Source organism: Geovibrio ferrireducens (assembly GCF_026226615.1).
Lineage (GTDB): Bacteria > Chrysiogenota > Deferribacteres > Deferribacterales > Geovibrionaceae > Geovibrio > Geovibrio ferrireducens.
Window position 1 is genome coordinate 335,048 of record NZ_JAJAPB010000001.1, and the last position, 19,642, is coordinate 354,689.

Here is a 19,642-nt window from a genome sequence, read left to right on the forward strand (position 1 = left end):
GCTGAAAAGCCCATTAATCCTTGATCTTTTCCTTTGCAAATGTTAAGAATCAAGTCCATTTCACACGCCTGATCAGCTTTTTCGGCGGCATGTGCCTGTTAAACAAGGTGCTTTCCGGAAAACAGGCGGAGGAAAAACAAAAAGGAGGGACTTATAATGTCCTACATTTCAATGAAAAACCTGCTTGAAGCAGGCGTTCACTTCGGTCACCAGACAAAACGCTGGAACCCCAAAATGTCCAAATATGTTTTCGGCGCTAGAAACGGTATCTACATACTTGATCTCCAGAAAACAGTACAGTGCTTCAACCAGGCATACGAATTCACAAGAGACGCTTCCAAAACGGGCAGTAAGTTCCTTTTCGTGGGCACTAAAAAACAGGCTCAGGAAGCTATCAAGGAAGCGGCTGAAAAATGCGGCGCTTACTATGTTAACCAGAGATGGCTGGGCGGCATGCTCACCAACTTCGAAACAATCAAAGGACGTATCGCAAGGCTTAAAGAGCTTGAGGATATGTTTGAGAGCGGCTACATCAACAGATTCACCAAAAAGGAGCAGGCCGTTCTTCGCAGAGAGTTCGAAAAACTTACTAAAAACCTCAGCGGTATCAAAGAAATGACTGATATCCCCGATGTTATGTTCGTAATAGACATCAAACTTGAGCAGAACGCAATCAGCGAAGCTCACAAACTCGGCATACCCGTTGTTGCCATAGTTGACACCAACTGCGACCCCGACCTCGTTGACTTCCCCATCCCCGGTAACGACGATGCCATCCGCGCCTGCCAGCTTATCGCTGTCAGAATAGCCGATGCTGTTCTTGAAGGCAGACAGCTCAGAGAAGACAACCTCATCGAAGAAATCAGAAGCGCAGGCTCTGATGATGTACCCGTTGAGGAAATCGTTGACGAAGCTGAACTCGCAAAGGAGCTCGCTTCCGTGAAACCCGAAATAAAGGATGAGGACTAATAATCATGGCAGAAATATCAGCAGCACTTGTAAAAGAACTCCGTGAAAAAACCGGCGCAGGCATGATGGACTGCAAAAAAGCTCTTTCAGAAACCAACGGTGACATGGAAGCGGCAATTGACTTCCTCAGGAAGAAAGGCCTTTCCGCAGCAGCCAAAAAAGAGGGCAGAATCGCAGCCGAAGGCGTTGTTGCAGACTGCCTTAAAGGCAATGTCGGCGTTATAGTTGAAATAAACTCCGAGACTGACTTTGTTGCTAAAAACGCTGATTTCCTCTCTTTCACAAAACAGATAGCCGAAGTCATCACAGATAAAAACCCCGCTGACGTTGACGCTCTTCTTCAGGTTCAGGCCGAAGGCAAAACTGTTGCCGAAATCCTTAACGAGAAAATAGCCACAATCGGCGAGAAAATAAGCATACGCCGTTTCAAAAGATGTGAAGGCGGCAGCATCGGCACGTACATCCACATGGGCGGAAAAATCGGTGTTGTTGTTGAGCTTGAAGGCGGAGACGCTGAGCTTGCGAAAGACATCTGCCTCCACGTTGCGGCTGCTAACCCCAAATTCCTTGACTCCAGCTCAGTTGATCCCGCTTATATCGCAAAAGAAGAGGAGATCTTCTCCGCTAAGCTTGCTGAGCAGGGCAAACCCGCAAACATGATCCCCAACATAGTTAAGGGTCAGGTTGCAAAACTCCTTAAAGAAGTGTGCCTTGTTCACCAGCCCTTCGTTAAGAACCCCGATGTTTCCATCGAGCAGCTTGTAGCCGGAAAAGGCGCAAAAATCGTTTCCTTTACCCGTTTCCAGATGGGCGAAGGCATCGAAAAAAAGCAGGAAAACTTTGTGGAAGAGGTAATGAAACAGATCAAGCAGTAGGCTCCTGTTTCGTAACAGCTTTCTCAATAATGAAAAAAGTTCAGGGTCTGCTTCCTTAGTGGGGGCAGACCGGTAATAAAGAATCTGAGACTGCCGCATCACTTACGCTAGTGACGTAAGCTACTGTCATTGCGAACGAAGTGAAGCAATCTCATATATGCATTTCCAAAGAATAAGTCTGAAAAAATCTCCGGTCTGCTGCCTTATGGTGCAGACCTTTTTTTATGCCTTGCGGTGTTTGTCCGCTTTCTCTGTTTTTATCCGGCTGAGATATTCATCCCCAACTACCTTGACGAAAGAGGCAACGGGCAGGGCAATGATCATCCCCCCTATTCCCATCAGTGAACCGCCAGCCATCAGTGCAAATATTACCGCAGTGGGGTGGAGCCCCAGAGACTCACCGACTATTTTAGGGGTGACATAATTGCTCTCCAGAGCCTGAACTATGGAGAAGCCGATCACCACCATGGCAGGATGGAGGAGGTCTCCGTACTGCACCACGGAGAGCATCAGCGAGGCGGAAAAGCCTATCATAAAGCCGAGATAAGGCACGATGCTCAGCACGCCTGAGATAAGCCCCAGAAGTATTGCGGGCTTAACTCCGGCAATGAGGAGGACTATGGTGTAGGAGATGCCTAAGAATACAGCCACAAGCACCTGCCCTCTGAAATACCTGCTCAGCAGCGAGTTAAAGTGCATGAAGTGCTTAGGGTAGTCTATGCTTGATGTTCCGGAGAACTTGTCGAACATTTTGTCTTTTATGCTGCTGAAATCCTTCAGGAAGTAGAATGTCAGGATAGGGATCAGAGCTACGTTCAGGAGCAGGCTCACTACAGTATTCACTGATTTCATGACCCCTTCCGCTGAGGACAGTATTGAGCCGCCTATTCCTGCCAGCTTAGGGAGAAGCTGCTTCTTAATATCTTCAAAGGATATGTCAATCCCGAAGCGGTCGGTGAGGTTGTCCACAAGGCTGAAAAGCTTGTCGGAGTAGGCGGGCAGAGCATCTGCGAGATGAACGCTCTCCTGATATATAACCGGAACTATGGAGCCGAAAAACAGCACGCTTATGAATGCTATAACAGTGTACAGCAGGATTATTGACAGCCAGCGGGGAACCCTTTTCCCTTCGAACCAGTTTATGAGCGGATCGAAAAGATAAGCCAGAAAAAAGGATATGGCAAATATGGTCACTAGGGTCTGGAGCTTGATCACAAGGAGGATTACAACCGCCAGCGCCACTACTATGGCTATGTTTTTTATTGTGAAATCGAATTTCATGATATTCATAAGCGGATATTACGGCAGGTTCAGGGCTGTGTAAACAGGAATCCGCGGCTTATCTGTCTTTCACGCAGGCTTCCATGGCTATCATGGCTTTTTTGCGTGCTGAGCCCCAGCGGTAGCCGGTGACAGCGCCTGTCTCCCTCAGTACCCTGTGGCAGGGGATAATATAGCCTATGCGGTTCTGCCCCAGCGCGGTTCCAACAGCCCTTGATGCGGCAGGCGAGCCTATCGTCCCTGCCAGATCGCCATAGCTTGTGAAAACCCCGTAAGGCAGACGGAGAACTGCCGTCCAGACCTTGATCTGGAAGTTTGTCCCCTTCATGAAAACCCTTATCTCTTCCCCTTTCTCAGGTTTGAAAATCCTTCGCACTGTTTCCTCAACTGCGCCGTCGTTACGTATCAGCCTTGCATTCTGCCAGCGGATTTTCAGATCTTCCGTTTCCGCTTCGGCACTGCTTTCATCGTGAAATGACAGAGCGCAGAGCCCCCGCTCCGTGAGAGCCGCCATGCACATACCGAAAGGGGTGGGCTGAAAGCCGTATCTTATCACAAGACCGCTCCCCATGCTCTTGTATTCGCCGGGGGTGACGGCATCGACACTGACAAAGAGATCATGCAGACGGGAAGGTCCGCTGAGCCCTGCCTCTATTGAGGCTTCAAGCACCGAACGGGACTCATCCAGAAGCCTTTTCGTCGCTTCGATGGTGAGACACTGCAAAAAACGCTTGGGGCTTATCCCTGCCCAGTCGGTGAACATCCGCTGAAAGTGGAAGGGGCTCAGTCCGAGGTGAGCGGCTATGTCATCCAGCGAGGGCTGTTCACCCGCGTTCTGCTCTATGAAGCGTATGGCTTTTTCTATCCGGTAATAGTCAGCATGGTTCATGCGCCGCCTTCCATTTTTATGATAACAATAAAATAAACCGAAAAACGAACCGCATCCACCCGATTCTTGCGCAAGAAGGAAAAAGCCCCCGCCCTGCTCAGCGCAGACAGAGAAACCGCTAGCGGAGATTTGGTTTCTTTGGAAAGAGTCTGAGAAAACCTTTCTTTTTCATTAAAGAAAGGTTTTTTCAGGTTGAACCATTTTAAAAAATGCGAATTATTCCTTCGGTATACCCATTTTGATCAGGATGTCCTCAAGGAGGCACCACTTAGTGAACGCCGACTGGAGCAGGTTCAGCCCCACAAAGGCGGCAAGAAGAAGCCACCACTGATTTACCCATACGCCGAGGGCAAGGCTCGCAAGTATCATTATTCCCGGTACAAGTCTTAAAATATACTTAACTGACATATTCATACTCCTTTATATTAATTGGTTTACTCAGGCATCTGCCCAAGAAACGGTAGTTTTTTGACTAAAGCCAAGAATCTGGGACTGCCGCGTCGCTTTGCTCCTCGCAGTGACGTAATCCCATCAAAACCTGCGTTTTTATCTCAGAAATCTCTCCCTGAGCCTGTGGTATCTGTAATACGCCAGCGGGATGACCAGAAGCGTAAGAACTGTGGAGACGAATGCGCCCGTAATAAGCGAAACGCCGAGGCCTGAGAATATAGGGTCAGGCAGCATGAACAGCGCACCAACCATAACCGTCACTGTGGTGAGGACGACAGGGCGTGTTCTTATTGCACCGGATTCTATTACCGCATCCTCCAGTGATTTGCCGTTTGCTGTGCCGTGGTCTATGAAGTCGATAAGAAGCACGGCGTTGCGCACCATTATCCCCGCCAGCGCCATAAAGCCTATCATGCTTGTTGCGGTGAAAAACTCGCCGAACAGCCAGTGGCCGGGGATTATCCCCAGAAGGCTCAGTGGTATGGGGATCATCATTATCACAGGGGTTATGAACGATTTGAACCAGCCCACAAGCACAAAGTACATGATCACAAGCACAGCCGCGAAGGCAAGACCCAGATCCCGGAAGACTTCGTAGGTTATCTGCCATTCGCCATCCCACTTAACGGAGGGTACGTCCGTGAACTCAGGTGAGTTTGTCCAGTACTGCCGCACAGGTGAGCCGTTGTGGGTTATCTCCGCCACCCGCTTCTTCATTTTCAGAATAGCGTAGACAGGACTTTCCTCAACCCCGGCCACATCAGCGGTTATGTATGTGACTGGCTGCATGTTTTTATGGTAAATAGCTTTTTCCTTCGTTGTCTCATGCATGCTCACAAGCTCACTTAATGAAACAGGAGCGCCTTTCATGGAGATAAGATGTATGTCCTGAAGGCTGTTCAGGGCATTCTTTTCCGCCTGAGGAAGCTGAACCATGATGCCCACATCCTCCCTGTCCGTGCCTGTGTGTAGGATTCCCGCCTGCATCCCTTTGAGCGCCATGTACAGAGTCTGGGAAACCATCTCTGAGGAAACACCCACAAGAGCCGCCTTCTCCTTATCAACAGTGAAGCTGAGCTGGCGCATGTCCGCCTCTTCGTATGTGTCAATGTCCACCACGCCTTCGGTGTCGTGAAATACCTTGAGCACCTGATCGGCGATTTCTGCCCGCGTCTGTGTGTCAGGGCCGTAAACTTCCGCCACAAGCGTTGAGAGAACAGGCGGTCCGGGCGGAACCTCTGTCATTTTGACATTTGCGCCGAACCGGTTGGCTATCTCCTGCACAGGCCCGCGCAGTTTCTTGGCCAGATCATGGCTTTGAAGACTGCGCATGCTTTTATCTGCGAAGTTCACCTGAATATCCGCCATGTTCGGGGCGTTTCTGTGGAAATAGTGGCGCACAAGCCCGTTAAAGTTTATGGGGGCGTGAGTGCCGGAATATATCTGGTAGTTCTCAACCTCCTGCACGGTGGAGAGATAAGCGCCTATTTCCGTTGCCACAAGTGTGGTCTGCTCAAGGGGTGTGCCTTCGGGCATGTCTATTATTATCTGCATCTCGTTCTTGTTGTCGAACGGGAGCATCTTCATAACAACCAGCTTGGCGGGAACAAACATGAACGCCCCCGCAAACAGGGCAAGCACAACTGCGCCCAGTATAAGCCTTTTGCCGAGGCTGTTCATAAAGGGTGTCAGCATATGGTTGTAGAACTTATAAAGCCTTGTGCTTTTTATATAGTCCTCTTCGTTGTGTTCCTCTTCGTCCTCCTTGTGCTTTGCGCTTCCCAGAAGCTTGTACGCCAGCCACGGGGTAATTATCAGCGCCACAAAGAGGGAGAAGATCATCGCGAGTGAGGCGCCGATGGGCATGGGCTTCATGTACGGGCCCATAAGTCCCCTGACAAACGCCATGGGGTAAAGGGCTACTATAACGGTGACAGTGGCGAGGATTGTGGGGTTGCCTACCTCTCCCACAGCGTAGACCGCCCTTTTCAGGAGGTTTTTGCGGGACATTTTGAAGTGCCGCTCCATATTCTCCACAACAATGATCGCATCATCCACCACAAGCCCCGTGACGAAGATCAGGGCGAAAAGAGTCACCCTGTTCAGTGTGTAGTCCAGCATGAAGTACACAAACAGAGTCAGGGCGAAGGTAACGGGCAGCGCAACAAAAACCACTGTTCCGGCACGCCAGCCCATTGTTATGGTCATAACGATTATAACAGCCAGTATAGCACCCAGAAGATGCTCAAGGAGGGTCATAACCTTTTCATATGCCGTTTCGCCGTAGTTTCTGGTTACTGTTATGTTCACCCCTTCGGGGATTATGTAGCCCTTGAGCCCTTCAAGCTTGTTCAGGACATTTTCCGCAACCACCACGGAGTCGCTCCCTTTTCGTTTGGAGAGGGAGACTGTAACAGCCTGATACCTGTCGGATGAGGTATTTTCATTAAAACCCATGAGCGTGTAGGATGAGGGGATTTCCGCTCCGTCTGTGATTTTTGCCACATCCTTGAGCAGAACCGCCTTTCCGTTATGCACTCCCACAACGGCGCTGCGCACTTCGTCCGGGTCTTTGAAGAAGCCGCCCGCTGTTATGTAGAGAACTTCATTGTTCTGCACAACTTCCCCTGTGTTCAGGGACTTGTTGGATGATTCAAGGGCTTTGAACAGGCTGAAAAGATCAAGGCTGTAAGCTTTGAGCCTGTCCATCTCAGGCTCGATCCGCAGAACGCGCTTATACCCGCCGAGGATGGATGTTCTGGAAACGTCCGGAACCTCCTTGAGATATTTCTGCGCCTCAGCCGCCACACGGCGCAGCTCAAACGCATCCAGAGTTTCGGACCAGAGTGTTACCGCCACCTGCGGGACATCGTCTATGGATTCCTTTTTTATCAGCGGGGGAAGAACACCGTAAGGCATTCTGTCCATATTGCTGTCTATTTTCATTTTAAGGTTGGTGATGCTCTCTTCCTCATTCATTCCGACTTTGAAACGGACAATCACAACGCCCATATCGTTTGAAGCTGTGCTGTAAACGTATTCCACACCCGGAATCTCCCAGATTATCTCTTCCAGAGGCTCGGTTATGGTTTTCTCAACGTTTTTAGCATCAGCGCCGGGATAAGGGACTATGATGTCTATCATCGGAACGGTGATCTGAGGCTCCTCCTCCTTCGGGGTCATAACGACCGCTGCGATACCTATGAAGAGTGTGGCTATGATGAGAAGAGGCGTAATCTTGCTTGTGATGAAGGCGGAGGCCATCTTTGAGGCAAAATTCTGTTTCTCTTCCGTTATGTCATGGGGTTTCATCACTGCGCCTCTATTCTGTCGCCTGTTCTGAGGGATGAGGCATTGTCAGAAACGTAGGTTTCCCCCTCATTGAGGCCGCTGATTATCTCCACACCCTCGGCGAATGTCTGCCCTGTTTTAACTATGCGCATGTCTGCGTGTCCGTCCCTGACAACGAATATCACTGAAAGCTGGCCGCGCTGAACAACTGCCGATGCGGGCACAACTATCTTCTCACCCGTTCCGGTGGGGAGTATCACTTTTACGTACATTCCGGTTACAAAGCTGTTGTTCCCTTTGAGCTTTATGCGGAAGTTTCTGGTTGCGGAGTCTATATCAGGGCTGATTTCCGTTATTTCACTTTCACAGGTGAAATTGATCGATTCCGCCTCAACGGTTGCCTTCATCCCGGTTTTGAGGGAGTTGAAAAGGCTTTCGTTTATGAATGCGTAAACCACTGTGTCCTTAGAGCCTATTCGGAGTATGGGGCTGCCGGGAGCGGCGAGGTTGCCTGCATCCACAAGCTTTTCCAGGACTATGCCGTCAAAGGGTGCGCGTATCTGAGTGTATGAAAGATAGGTGTTCACTTCGGCATACATCGCCTCGGCCTGACGCTTTTTTGTTGCAGCCTGACGCACCTGCTCCTTAGCGAGGTTGTGCTGCGCCTCTATCTGGTCGTACTCCTGTCTGCTTATGCTGTTGTTTTTTACAAGGTTGGAGTAACGCTGAAATGTCTTCTCCGCAAGGGTGAGATTAACCTCTGCCTGCCTGAGCCCTGTTTCAGCTTCCGCTACGGAGCTTTCAGCAAAGCGCTTTTTCTCCTCAAGCTCGCCGCTTTTTATGCTCACGAGGACTTCCCCCTGCCTGAAAGTATCGCCGGGAGAGAAGTTTACAGATTCTATATAGCCCACAATCTTCGGGATCACAAAGGCGGTTTTCCCGCTTGAAACAGTGGCGGAAAATGTTCTGGACGATGGTACTTCTGCCTTCTGTGCTTCCGCGACCGGAGCTTTCACACTGCGGACTTCGGGTTTTGCCGCCTCCTCCGTTTTCCTGTCTGAGCAGGAAACAGCCATTATCAGCAGCGCGAGAAGAAAGACTGCTCTCTTCATTTTATATTCTCCTTATCTTTATATTTCAGTTTATATAAATTTTACGATATTAAGAGCGCACCTGAAAACAGAAGTGATGCTCTCATTTTTAATTTTACACCGTTTTTATTTCAGAATGCCTGCCGCGAAATGAAGTCCGGCTTTGGCAACAATCAGATTGTACTCCGAAAAGTAGAGGGAAAGCTCTGCCTGTCTCAGTTCCACTTCCCTGTCAAGGAGTTCAGTAATCTTTGAGAGGCCTTCCTTGAACCTGTTTTCAGTTATCTCAAGGGCGGAATATGCGCTCTGCACACGTTTTTTAGCCGCTTCAAGCTGCTTTTCCGCTGCGAGCACTGAGTGGTAGGCTTCCTTCACCTCGGATTTTATCTCAAGCTTTTTGTCGGCTATGCGGTGGAGCATGGCAAGCTGGTTCGCTTTTTCAGCCCTCATTTTATTGTAGTCCGAGCCGCCCCTGAAAAGGTTGAGGCTTATCTGCGCACCGAAGGTGTACCCTTCTCCGTTATTGCCGAAAAGCTCATCGTCATTCCGCTGGTAGTCAGCAAAGAGTGCCGCCTGCGGCAGGAATGCGGATTTTGATTTTTCAAGCTCATAGTCCGCGGTTTTTGCGTACTGCTCCATGGCTTTCAGATCCTGTCTTTCGGTTCCTGCCAGTGCTATGTACTTATCCGCATTCTCCTCAAAGCCAAATCCCGGATCTTCCCATATAACAGCTATTTCGCTGTCAGTATCAAGAAGCCTCTGGAGCTGGCTGGATGCGACTGCAAGGTTTTTTTCCGCCTCTTTCACTGACTGATCGTTCATCAGAAGATAGGTCTCGGCAACCAGAAGGTCGCTCATCACTATCAGCCCGTTATCATAGAAATCCTTTGTCATGGCGTAGTATTTTTCGGTTCTGCCGTATGAGACCTTCACAGTGGAGAGCGCCTTATCCGCCAGAGCGAGGCCGAAGAAGGCCTTGTTAAAGTTGTATATTGTGTTCTGGCGCACCCTCTCGGCAGTTTCCAGCGATGCCCTGTGCACTGCGTCCGCCTGTTTCACACCGTAGTGTATCTGTCCTCCGGCGAGGATCGGCTGAACTATCTCAAGCTTTGTTCTGTAGTTTGTTACTCTGTCTGAGGGGTCTGCGAGTTCGTTCATGAAATACTGCATGTCAAACCGTCCCTGAGCCATTTTTGCAAAAGCAGCGCTTGAGGGTTCGTCAGTATTCATCCATGTTTCGCTCAGCGTCACCTGCGGCAGATAGCCGCCCGCGGCCTGCTGCCTGCGGTACTGTGCGCTCTCGGCTTCCGCTTCGTAGGCCTTAATCAGCCTGCTGCCTGAGAGGGCTTTTGCCTTGCCCTGTTCATAGCCCAGACGTTCAGCCCCCTGTGCGGAGGCTGAAAAAAGCAGGATAAGGGCTATTAATCCTCCGGATGGCAGTCTCCCAAATCGCATCCCGTTTCCTCCATGAGTATTTTGAGCATTTTTTTGATCGCTTCGTCTTCTATGCTGTAGCAGATACTTGTGCCGTCTCTGCGTCCTTTGATTATTCCTTTGTTTTTAAGAATAGCCAGATGCTGGCTTGTGGTAGCCTGAGGGATTTTGAGCCCCTTGCATATTTTGGTCACGTTGCACTCATTGCCCATGAGCCCCATCACAAGCTTAAGCCTTACGGGGTGCCCCAGCGCCTTGAGCTTTTCTGAATAGATGTCAAGCCATGATAAATCCATGTTCTCCTCCGAATAAACATTAGTTTATATATGGATATTTATATATATAACATGAGATGAATGTCAACCTGAATTATCAAAAATGTAAAAAGGGAGCAGTTTTTTCTTTCATTCTTAAAACTTTTCCGGCAAAGCAAAATTTCAGCGAATGGAATCTGTTTTTCAGCCGATTTGTTTCTGGTAAACTTTAGGTACATATGGAAACGGTATTTATAAAAATCGACAAGGCACTCCTGCCCTATGCGCAGGGCTACATTGATCATGTTAAGAAAACCTGCTCTGCCATAGTCTCCCTTGCTGCGGAAGGCGGCTTTGATGAAATTGCGCTCTTTGCCCACAGAATGAAGGGTGAAGGCGGAGCCTACGGGCTGGATGAGGTGAGCGCGGCCGGACGGGAGATGATGCTTTTAGCTGAAACCGCCGATGCGGCAGGGCTGAAGGAACGTGCTTTGGGTTTATTGCAGTATCTTGAAAGAGTTAAGGTGATCTGATGGCTGTTTTCCGAAAAAGAAAAGCCTTTGACTGCCCCAGAGAGCAGCTTTTCGACTGGCACGGGCGTTACGGCGCAATAGGCCGGCTTGTCCCTCCGTGGGAGGATGTCAATGTTCTGGAGCGCAGAGGCGGAATAGCCGACGGTTCGTTTGTGAGAATGAGGGTGAAGGCGGGGCCGTTCAGCACTGAGTGGCATGCACTTCACAAAAACTACAGTTATCCCGAAGAATTTACCGATGTTATGGAGAAAGGCCCTTTCAAAGAGTGGGAACACCGCCATGTTTTTTTTGAGTGCGGCGGCGGAAGCGCCCTTGAGGACTGCATAACCTACAGGCTCCCCTTTTCTCCGCTGTCTGACATAATCGCGGGCAGATACGTAACCGCAAAACTGGAGAAAATGTTTGCCTACCGCCACAGGGTGACGGAAGGTGACATGAATTTCATTAATAAATACAGGCCGGAGAAGCTTAATATAGTTGTTTCCGGTGCGGGCGGACAGGTGGGGCGGTATCTGGTTCCGTTTCTCACCACGCAGGGGCACAGCGTGAAAAGGCTTGTGCGCCGCCAGAGCGATTCCGAGTTTGAGTTTTCATGGAACCCCGACACCTGCGAAATCGACAACTGCTTCGGCGGGTGCGATGCGGTGGTGCATCTTGCCGGGGAACCCATAGGTGAAGGGCGCTGGTCAAAATCAAAAAAGAAAAAGATAACTGACAGCCGTGTGGAAGGTACAAGGCTGATAGCTGAGTTTATATCAAGAATGGATAACCCGCCCCCGGTGCTCATATGCGCATCAGCCATAGGCTACTACGGCGACCGGGGAACGGAGATTCTGGATGAGCACTCCCCTGCGGGCAAAGGCTTCATAGCTGATTTGTGCAGAAAATGGGAGGAGGCGGCAAAGCCTGCGGCTGACCGAGGCGTAAGGGTTGTTTTTGTGCGTATCGGCGTTGCCCTCACCCCTTCCGGCGGCGCATTACAGAGGTTTCTGCCGTTTTTCCACATGAGGCTTGGCTGCTGGCCGGGCAGAGGGGATCAGGTGCTGAGCTGGATCGCCATGGATGATGTTGTGCGGGGCATAACGCACTGCATCCATAACGAAGAGGTTGAAGGTGCGGTTAACCTCACTGCGCCGGAGAATGTTACTATGAAGGAGTTCGCCCGCACCCTCGGCAGGGTTCTGGGAACCGGAGCAAGGTTCAGGATTCCCGCATGGCTCATCAGGCTGGTTTACGGGCAGATGGGCAGGGAGGTTCTGCTGAGCGGAGCACGGGTTCAGCCCAAAACATTGACTGACACAGGCTATGAATTCGGCTACCCTAAGCTGGAGGGAGCCTTAAGGCATCTTCTCGGAAGGATATTATGACAAGGAATATAAAGCTTCTTTTCTCGGTGATGATGACCGCTGCGCTGCTGTTCGGGTATATGTTCCACTTCTTTCCCGGATACCACTTCGAGCGGCTCCATATATTCCTGTTCAACCTCTGCACGGGGGGCACTATAGTCCTTTATTTCACGGAAGGGCTGGGAGCGCCCAGTATCAGGGTGAAGACATTTTTTGTGCTCTCTTTTATATATGCTGTTCTTTCGTCCCTTGAGCTTTATGCACCTGCCATAGCCGTCTCACTGTGCATGATCCCCATTGTGGAGTACATCAGGATAAAAAAGTTTTCCATTTTTCCGTCAGATTTTTTCACCACAAAGGTTCCCACAGCGATGAAATTTCATCAGGCTTCCCTGCTTTGCCTCTCCTCCGGGCTGCTCATATCCGCCTTTGCCATAGTTAATGAGGAGTATTACCGTGTGCTGGATTTTGAAAAGCTCACACTGAACACATTCTTTCTCGGTTTTTCCTTTCCGTTGTCACTGATAACTTTCAGCCTTATTTTCACGCTGATGCATAAGGGGCGCACTCCGTTCAAGAGATTCCTCAAGCTCATCAGCTTCTGGGTGATAAACATGGGGGTGATCATCTTCTTTGTTTTTATCCTCATGGAATCTGTGGTGCTTGAGCTTGCGGTGTCGTCAATACTTTTCATTGCAGTGTGCAATGTGCTTATAATGTACGTCACCCTCGGTGTTAAGGAGCAGCAGAAGTCATTCCTCACATCGGGGATATTCTTTCTTACAATCACGGCAGTGACGGGGATAGTCTATATCCTGCTTTACGCTTTCAGCCTCAACAGCCCGGAAAACAAGGCTCTGGTGCTGAACTTTCACCGCATAACAGCCCTTTACGGGTGGAACCTCAGCGGACTTGCGGTGATATGCAGGTTCAACGACTTTCCCATAAGGCTCCACTCCGGCAAAACCATTCTGCTTCACTGGGTGATAGTGGTTCTCCTTGCACCTTTGGGGTATTACTATGCTTCCGCAGGGATAGCCGCTGTTGTGGGCTATGCATTCTTCCTCCGCAGCCTGTTTTTCAGCACCGGAACGGAGAGAATACCCTCTTTTGAGAGGGAGCAGACCTGAGCAGCATCGGTATTCCGGCGTGGCTCATGTTAATACAGCCGTATATTTTGCGATAATTTTTGTCCGTTCACTCGCTTATGCTAATTTTTAATGATAGAATTGCAGGGTAAGAGAGCCGTTAGTGAAGAAAAAAAACTTTATTCTTAATTTTATCACAGCAGTCATCCTTGTTTCTGCCGCCTCTGCCTTCATACTCCATAAAGCGGATGAAGCTGTCCGCAATATTATTGAGGAACAGAGAAAAACCGTCCGCGCGCAGGCAGGTGACAAGCTGAAAAGCTTCGACCTTTTTATGCTGGTAATAGCAGACAGAATGGAGGAGCGCGCAGAAAAGGCTCTGTTGGCGGCTGATGCCATTCTGGGAGAATCCGCCGCGAAGGGAATCCCCGCTGAACCGGATGTTCTGCGCAGACTGGCTGACGGGCTCGGCGTTGGCGAGATTTATCTTATCAATTCAAACGGTGTGGTTTTCAGCACTTCAAGCCGCAGAGAACAGGGGGTAAGTCTCACAAAAGCGGGCAAGAGTCTGGGCGATTTCATAAACTCGCTTTACGGCAAAGGCGGTTTTGCCCACGGAAGGCTCAGCATCGGGATGGTCACAGGCAGACCTGCCATGTTCTCATACTACAGCCCCAGAGGAAGCTCCTATATTGTGGAGACTGCCATTTACCTTGAGGATTTCATATCCGAAAACCACGGAAGAGATGTGTATGACTACTATTTCCGGGACTACTTCAAGGAACTGGTAAGCTCATGCATTTATACAGAATCAGTGGATGTTTTCACAAAATTCCGCGTTTCAGGCTATTCGCTCTTCAATTCCGGGAGGGAGTTTCCCCTCGGAGGCGACTCCCCCATCAGCATCGGAACTGTTATTGAAAAGCGGCAGGGGAACAGGATTTATGAGTACTCTGTTTTCAGGCTGAGCAGTTCGGAAAGCGGTTTTGCTGAGACGTATTATCTGGAAATTATATATGACTTTGCCAAGGCGGGCGGTTCGGTAATGAAATCTGCTTATGCTGCCGTCTTTTTCGTGATTCTCTGCGGTGTTCTTCTGTTTATCCTGATGCACTGCTTTGTGTCAGGCCGCAGGCTTTCATCAGCGGGGCTAACCGCTGTGAACCCTCCGGATGAAGCCGGGGCAGACAGTCATGTGATGCCTGACAGCCGCCAGCCGTCCGGAGGTGAACCGGGTTACCGTATTCTGCTGGCGGATGATTCCGAGTACAACAGGTTCGTGGCTGAGTCATACCTTGAGGGAACAGGCTGTGCTCTGGATTACGCCGAAAACGGTTTTGCCGCACTGGAACTTTTTTCAAAGAACAGATACGACATGGTGCTGACCGATATACAGATGCCCCGCATGGACGGCTATGAACTCACAAAGGAGATACGCGCCTTTGAGGAGACAACAGGACTGAGGCGCACGCCCGTAATCGCCATAACTGCATATGACCTTGAGCGGGAGGCGAAAAGATGTCTGGAGGCGGGGTGCGATGCCTATGTGGCAAAGCCGCTTAACAAGGATATGCTGCTGAAAACAATGGCAATCTTCCGCGAGGGGCAGATAGAAAAACCGTCCATGCCCGAAAAGGGGGAGGACGGATTCATAGCTGTCAGTGTCAGGCCGGAGTTCAGGGACGTGACTCCCTTGTTCCTGAAAGACCTGAAAAATACTCCGCAGAAAATACGGGAGCTTCTGGATAAGGATGATTTCGAATCAATTCAGTTCATAGGCCACAGGCTCAAAGGTGAGGCAAAAACATTCGGCTTTGAACCTGTGAGCGATTACGGACTCTATATTCAGGGAGCTGCTATCCGCAGAAACCGAAAGAAAATAGAGGAAACGGCAGAAGATTTAAATGAATACGCATCAAAAATCAGGCTTATTTTTGACAAAAAAAGTGTATGATTCCTTTTGCAAACATAGTTGTCCACATACGGAGAATCCATGAGAATATTAACAGCAGTTCTTTTAAGCGCAGTTATAGCGGCATGCAGCTCTCAGAAGCCTGAGCAGGCTGAAACACGTAAAAATGAGGAAAAGCCGGTAGATATACGCACGTCAGTGCTTGAAAAGAAAAATATTCCCGACTGGTTTACCCTGCCCGGCAATGTTGAGGCGTGGGAATCTGTCACGGTTTCTGTGGATCTGGCGGGAACAGTAATAAAAACCTACGCTGAGGAAGGGGAAAGAATAGCGAAAGGCTCCCCTGTAATCAGCCTTGATACATCAACGTACAAAGCCGCGGCAGACAACAGCAGGGCGGCGCTTGCCCTCTCTGAGAAGGAGTACGCCCGCGCTAAGCAGCTTTACGAGAGTGACGCGGTGAGCAAGCAGACCTATGACAGGGCGCTGGCCGCTTTTGAACAGGCAGAGGCTGATCTGCGTTATAACGAGGCGCAGCTGGGAAAAGCTGTGCTGAAAAGCCCCATAAACGGCTGGCTGGACAGGCGGCATGTTGATGCGGGTGAATATGTGGCTCCGGGCGATCCTGTGGCTGTAATAGTGAACACCGACAGGATGCAGCTTATCGTGGATGTTCCGGAGAAAGATGTTCGCTACCTTCATGAGGGAACAGAGGTTGACCTCTTTGAGGCGCAGGTGAACAGGGACGGCGCGGCGTACAAAGGGAAAATAGTTTATGCGGCAAAACAGGCCGATGCCGCCACTAAGACATACAGGGTAAAGCTTGAGATAACCGGAGGGAAGGAAAAGCTCCGTCCGGGGATGATAATCCGCGCCAGATTCCTCCGCAGGGAGTATGCGGATGTATTCGTTATTCCTGTTTTCAGCCTTGTGGACAAACAGGAAGGAAAAGTTGTCTTTGTTGAGAAAGATGGCAGAGCCGTTCAGATTCCCGTGAGTGTTTCCGCCGTGATAGGCGACAGCGCAGTGATTGAGGAAGGCCTCACCGAAGGGGACAGGCTCATCGTAAAAGGTCAGCAGTTTGTGGCTGACGGGTCGAAGGTTCAGGCGGAGTAAGTCCATATGCTTATTACAGATGCCTCTCTGAAAAGGAAAAGCACGGTCTTCGTGCTGATGATTCTGTTTATAATTGTCGGCATGTATTCATACATCACCCTCCCCCGCGAGTCTGATCCGGATATTACCATTCCGTATGTTCTTGTTGTGACGGAGTATGAGGGTGTGGCTCCGGAGGATGTGGAAAGCCTCATCACTCTGCCTATTGAGCGCAAGCTGAAAGGGATCAAGAATGTCAAGGAGATAAGAGCGACAAGCTCCGAAGGCGCGTCCATCATCGTTGTGGAGTTCATAGCGGACACTGATATTGACAACGCCATGCAGTGGGTGCGTGACAAGGTTGATCAGGCCAAGGGGGATCTGCCCGCGGATCTGGACAATGACCCGATGATCATGGAGATTAACCTTTCTGAGTTCCCCATAATGAAGATAGCCATCCACGGGGATGTGCCGGAGTATATTCTCAAAGAGGTCGCCGAAGATCTCAAGGACGAGATAGAGAGCGTTCAGGGTGTGCTTGAGGTCGTCATCAACGGCGGACGGGAAAGGCAGATCCGCGTTGTGTTTGATCAGGAGCGTCTCACCGCTTACGGACTCTCATTCAGCGAAATAGCCGCAGCGGTTCAGCGGGAGAATGTCAATATCCCCGGCGGAACAATGGACATGGGCGGCGGCAAATACCTTCTGCGTATTCCCGGAGAATTTAAAGACCCGGCCATAATAGACAACCTTGTTCTGCTGGCGAGAAACGGCAAGCCGATTTACCTGAAAGATGTCGCCCATGTGGAGGACACTTTTGAAGACCGTGAAAGCTACTCACGGCTTAACGGTGATCAGGCTGTTTCCATAGAGATAAAGAAACGCGCCGGGGAAAACATAATAGAGGTTTCAGACCGTGTTAAGGCTATTCTGGATATAGCCCGGACACTTGTCCCTGCGGGTATTCAGCTCACCGTTACCGAAGATCAGTCGGATGATATAAGGATGATGGTGGAGGAGCTTGAGAACAATATAATGTCAGGCCTTGTTCTGGTTGTGCTTGTTCTGTTCATGTTTCTGGGCAAGAGAAGCTCATTTTTTGTCGCCGCTGCCATACCCTTTTCCATGCTGCTGTCTTTCACCGTTCTCCAGATAATGGGCATAACGCTGAACATGGTTGTTCTTTTCAGCCTTATCCTTGCTCTGGGTATGCTTGTGGATAACGCCATAGTTATTGTGGAGAATATCTACCGCCATATACAGGAAGGAAAAGAGCGGAACGTTGCCGCATCCATCGCCGCCGCCGAGGTGGGCTGGCCGATTATAAGCTCAACTGTGACAACGCTCTGCGCATTTGCGCCTATGCTTTTCTGGCCGGATATAATGGGGGAATTCATGAGGTTTCTCCCCCTTACACTGATAATAACCCTCACCTCCTCGCTTTTTGTGGCGCTTGTGTTTAACCCTGTGATATGCGCCGTGTTTATGTCTAAAAAAAGGGACAAGGCGTATGAGGATGACGGCAGGGACTCCCTGCTTGTGCGGATGTATGTGAAAAGCCTTGATTTTGCCCTCCGCCGAAGATGGGTTGCCGTTCTGGGCGCTTTCGGCGGAATGTTTGTGATACTCATGCTCTTCGGCGCTTTCAACAGCGGTGTGGAACTCTTCCCCGATACGCAGCCGAAAAGGGCTTATGTGGGGATAAAGGCTCCAGAAGGCACAAGACTTGAGGTGACAGACGGCTATGTGAACATAGTGGAGCAGATGGTCATGGCCGAGCCTGATGTGAAATACATCATAGCAGACAGCGGCATAACCCCAAGCGGGGAGGAGGGTTCAAGCAGACTCTCCAACCACGGCCGGGTTAGCATCCGCTTTCACGAAAAGGACGACAGGGAAGGCAAAAGCAGCGATGTTCTGGACAGGCTGAGGGAAAAGTTACAGTTTTTCCCCGGTGCTGAGATAAAGGTGGAAAAAGAGGAAAACGGGCCGCCCGTGGGCGACCCTGTGAGCATAGAGATAGGCGGCGAGGATGTCAGCATCCTTGAGCGCCTTACAAATCAGGTGAAGGCTGAGGTGAAGGAGGTCTACGGAATAGTGGATCTCAAGGATAACCTTGTTAAGTCAAAGCCTGAGATAAGCGTGCGTGTGGACAGGGAAAAGGCCGCTCTCCTCGGTCTTTCCACTGCGGATATTTCCTATACCCTCAAGGCCGCAATAGGCGGCTACAAGCTTGGCGTTTACCGGGAAGGGGACGATGAGTACGATATAGTTGCCCGCCTGCCTGAGGAGAGAAGGCGCAGTGTGGCGGACATAGCAAATCTGCTTGTGCCTAATTCGGGCGGGAACCCCATTCCTCTCTCTGAGATAGCAACGGTTGAAACAGGCACGGGCTACGGCTCCATAAAACGCAAGGACGGCAAAAGGGTTGTCACTGTCAGTGCAGGTGTCGAAGGACGCAACAGCAATGACGCTTTGCAGGAGATAATGCAGAAGGTGGCAAAAATAGAACTGCCAAACGGCTACAGCATAAAATATTCCGGTGAGCAGGAGGAGCAGCAGAAGGCAACGGCTTTCCTCGAAAAGGCCTTTGTTATAGCGCTTTTTATGATTGCTCTGGTGCTTGTGACTCAGTTTAACTCCATACGCCAGTCAGGGATCGTGCTCACCTCAGTGGTGCTTTCGCTCTCAGGCGTGCTTATGGGGCTGCTGATTATGCGTATGCCTTTCGGAATAATTATGACCGGGGTGGGTGTCATCTCCCTAGCAGGTGTAGTGGTGAACAATGCCATTGTGCTTATAGATTACGCCAACCAGCTCAGGGCATCCGGCATGGAGCCGGATCAGGCCATACGCACAGCGGGCAGAACACGTCTCCGTCCTGTGCTTCTGACAGCCGTGACCACAATCCTCGGCATGCTGCCGATGGCGACCGGAGTAAGCTTCAGCTTCCGCAGGCTTGCGTGGGAGATTGGGTCTGAAACTGCGGAATGGTGGAGCTCAATGGCGGTTGCAATCATATTCGGGCTTTCTTTTGCTACGGTGCTCACGCTGATTGTTGTTCCTGTTCTGTACTCTTATGCGTCAACGGGGATTTTCAGAAGGAAGAAAGCCTGATTCAGGCTTTCTTTTTG

At 50.2% G+C, this 19,642-nt stretch carries 15 protein-coding genes; 8 read left to right on the forward strand and 7 right to left on the reverse strand.

Features of this window, described 5'->3' with window-relative positions; genetic code table 11:
- Positions 1–156 precede the first annotated feature (156 nt).
- Both rpsB and tsf read left to right on the forward strand, forming a co-directional pair.
- Positions 157–969 carry a 30S ribosomal protein S2 gene (rpsB, locus tag OSQ85_RS01530; RefSeq protein ID WP_265820885.1) on the forward strand — a complete coding sequence of 271 codons (813 nt, stop codon included), beginning with the start codon at positions 157–159 and terminating at the stop codon, positions 967–969.
- 5 nt (positions 970–974) lie between these two features.
- Positions 975–1,844 carry a translation elongation factor Ts gene (tsf, locus tag OSQ85_RS01535; RefSeq protein WP_265820886.1) on the forward strand — a complete coding sequence of 290 codons (870 nt, stop codon included), beginning with the start codon at positions 975–977 and terminating at the stop codon, positions 1,842–1,844.
- Positions 1,845–2,066: 222 nt separating this feature from the next.
- On the opposite strand, the gene OSQ85_RS01540 is transcribed toward tsf, so the two are convergent.
- From OSQ85_RS01540 to OSQ85_RS01570, 7 genes are all read right to left on the reverse strand, one after another.
- Positions 2,067–3,125: an AI-2E family transporter gene (locus tag OSQ85_RS01540; RefSeq protein WP_265820887.1), complete on the reverse strand. Its 1,059-nt coding sequence runs from the start codon at positions 3,123–3,125 to the stop codon at positions 2,067–2,069.
- Between the two features lie 58 nt (positions 3,126–3,183).
- The gene (locus OSQ85_RS01545; protein ID WP_265820888.1) at positions 3,184–4,014 is read right to left on the reverse strand and encodes a bifunctional transcriptional activator/DNA repair enzyme AdaA; all 831 of its coding nucleotides are present in this window, start codon (positions 4,012–4,014) and stop codon (positions 3,184–3,186) included.
- 216 nt (positions 4,015–4,230) lie between these two features.
- A complete protein-coding gene (locus OSQ85_RS01550; protein WP_265820889.1) occupies positions 4,231–4,422 on the reverse strand; it encodes a YgaP family membrane protein in 192 nt (63 codons plus the stop codon).
- Between the two features lie 138 nt (positions 4,423–4,560).
- Positions 4,561–7,776 carry an efflux RND transporter permease subunit gene (locus tag OSQ85_RS01555; protein WP_265820890.1) on the reverse strand — a complete coding sequence of 1,072 codons (3,216 nt, stop codon included), beginning with the start codon at positions 7,774–7,776 and terminating at the stop codon, positions 4,561–4,563.
- A complete protein-coding gene (locus tag OSQ85_RS01560) occupies positions 7,776–8,867 on the reverse strand; it encodes an efflux RND transporter periplasmic adaptor subunit (protein ID WP_265820891.1) in 1,092 nt (363 codons plus the stop codon). Before OSQ85_RS01560 ends, OSQ85_RS01555 begins: the two co-directional genes overlap by 1 nt.
- Before the next feature lie 105 nt (positions 8,868–8,972).
- Positions 8,973–10,301 carry a TolC family protein gene (locus tag OSQ85_RS01565; protein ID WP_265820892.1) on the reverse strand — a complete coding sequence of 443 codons (1,329 nt, stop codon included), beginning with the start codon at positions 10,299–10,301 and terminating at the stop codon, positions 8,973–8,975.
- Positions 10,268–10,576: an ArsR/SmtB family transcription factor gene (locus tag OSQ85_RS01570; protein WP_128465293.1), complete on the reverse strand. Its 309-nt coding sequence runs from the start codon at positions 10,574–10,576 to the stop codon at positions 10,268–10,270. Before OSQ85_RS01570 ends, OSQ85_RS01565 begins: the two co-directional genes overlap by 34 nt.
- Positions 10,577–10,773: 197 nt before the next feature.
- Here OSQ85_RS01570 and OSQ85_RS01575 point away from each other — a divergent pair, with 197 nt between their 5' ends.
- From OSQ85_RS01575 to OSQ85_RS01600, 6 genes are all read left to right on the forward strand, one after another.
- A complete protein-coding gene (locus OSQ85_RS01575; RefSeq protein ID WP_265820893.1) occupies positions 10,774–11,067 on the forward strand; it encodes a hypothetical protein in 294 nt (97 codons plus the stop codon).
- The gene (locus OSQ85_RS01580; protein WP_265820894.1) at positions 11,067–12,434 is read left to right on the forward strand and encodes a TIGR01777 family oxidoreductase; all 1,368 of its coding nucleotides are present in this window, start codon (positions 11,067–11,069) and stop codon (positions 12,432–12,434) included. Before OSQ85_RS01575 ends, OSQ85_RS01580 begins: the two co-directional genes overlap by 1 nt.
- Positions 12,431–13,543 (forward strand): hypothetical protein, encoded by a 1,113-nt coding sequence (locus OSQ85_RS01585; protein WP_265820895.1) that lies wholly within the window; start codon positions 12,431–12,433, stop codon positions 13,541–13,543. Before OSQ85_RS01580 ends, OSQ85_RS01585 begins: the two co-directional genes overlap by 4 nt.
- Before the next feature lie 121 nt (positions 13,544–13,664).
- Positions 13,665–15,455 carry a response regulator gene (locus OSQ85_RS01590; protein WP_265820896.1) on the forward strand — a complete coding sequence of 597 codons (1,791 nt, stop codon included), beginning with the start codon at positions 13,665–13,667 and terminating at the stop codon, positions 15,453–15,455.
- 39 nt (positions 15,456–15,494) lie between these two features.
- Positions 15,495–16,529, forward strand: a complete 1,035-nt coding sequence (locus OSQ85_RS01595) for an efflux RND transporter periplasmic adaptor subunit (protein WP_265820897.1) — start codon at positions 15,495–15,497, stop codon at positions 16,527–16,529.
- A gap of 6 nt (positions 16,530–16,535) precedes the next feature.
- Complete coding sequence (locus OSQ85_RS01600; protein ID WP_265820898.1) at positions 16,536–19,625, forward strand: efflux RND transporter permease subunit; 3,090 nt, start codon at positions 16,536–16,538, stop codon at positions 19,623–19,625.
- The last annotated feature ends 17 nt before the right edge of the window (positions 19,626–19,642 follow it).

What these genes read in the sequence shown, in the direction of transcription:
- OSQ85_RS01540 (WP_265820887.1), bottom strand. Translation starts at nt 3,125, where the DNA reads ATGAAATTCGATTTCACAATAAAAAACATAGCCATAGTAGTGGCGCTG.
- OSQ85_RS01575 (WP_265820893.1), top strand. Translation starts at nt 10,774, where the DNA reads ATGGAAACGGTATTTATAAAAATCGACAAGGCACTCCTGCCCTATGCG.
- OSQ85_RS01545 (WP_265820888.1), bottom strand. Translation starts at nt 4,014, where the DNA reads ATGAACCATGCTGACTATTACCGGATAGAAAAAGCCATACGCTTCATA.
- tsf (WP_265820886.1), top strand. Translation starts at nt 975, where the DNA reads ATGGCAGAAATATCAGCAGCACTTGTAAAAGAACTCCGTGAAAAAACC.
- OSQ85_RS01600 (WP_265820898.1), top strand. Translation starts at nt 16,536, where the DNA reads ATGCTTATTACAGATGCCTCTCTGAAAAGGAAAAGCACGGTCTTCGTG.
- OSQ85_RS01555 (WP_265820890.1), bottom strand. Translation starts at nt 7,776, where the DNA reads ATGAAACCCCATGACATAACGGAAGAGAAACAGAATTTTGCCTCAAAG.
- OSQ85_RS01580 (WP_265820894.1), top strand. Translation starts at nt 11,067, where the DNA reads ATGGCTGTTTTCCGAAAAAGAAAAGCCTTTGACTGCCCCAGAGAGCAG.
- OSQ85_RS01585 (WP_265820895.1), top strand. Translation starts at nt 12,431, where the DNA reads ATGACAAGGAATATAAAGCTTCTTTTCTCGGTGATGATGACCGCTGCG.
- OSQ85_RS01570 (WP_128465293.1), bottom strand. Translation starts at nt 10,576, where the DNA reads ATGGATTTATCATGGCTTGACATCTATTCAGAAAAGCTCAAGGCGCTG.
- OSQ85_RS01595 (WP_265820897.1), top strand. Translation starts at nt 15,495, where the DNA reads ATGAGAATATTAACAGCAGTTCTTTTAAGCGCAGTTATAGCGGCATGC.
- OSQ85_RS01550 (WP_265820889.1), bottom strand. Translation starts at nt 4,422, where the DNA reads ATGTCAGTTAAGTATATTTTAAGACTTGTACCGGGAATAATGATACTT.
- OSQ85_RS01560 (WP_265820891.1), bottom strand. Translation starts at nt 8,867, where the DNA reads ATGAAGAGAGCAGTCTTTCTTCTCGCGCTGCTGATAATGGCTGTTTCC.
- rpsB (WP_265820885.1), top strand. Translation starts at nt 157, where the DNA reads ATGTCCTACATTTCAATGAAAAACCTGCTTGAAGCAGGCGTTCACTTC.
- OSQ85_RS01565 (WP_265820892.1), bottom strand. Translation starts at nt 10,301, where the DNA reads ATGCGATTTGGGAGACTGCCATCCGGAGGATTAATAGCCCTTATCCTG.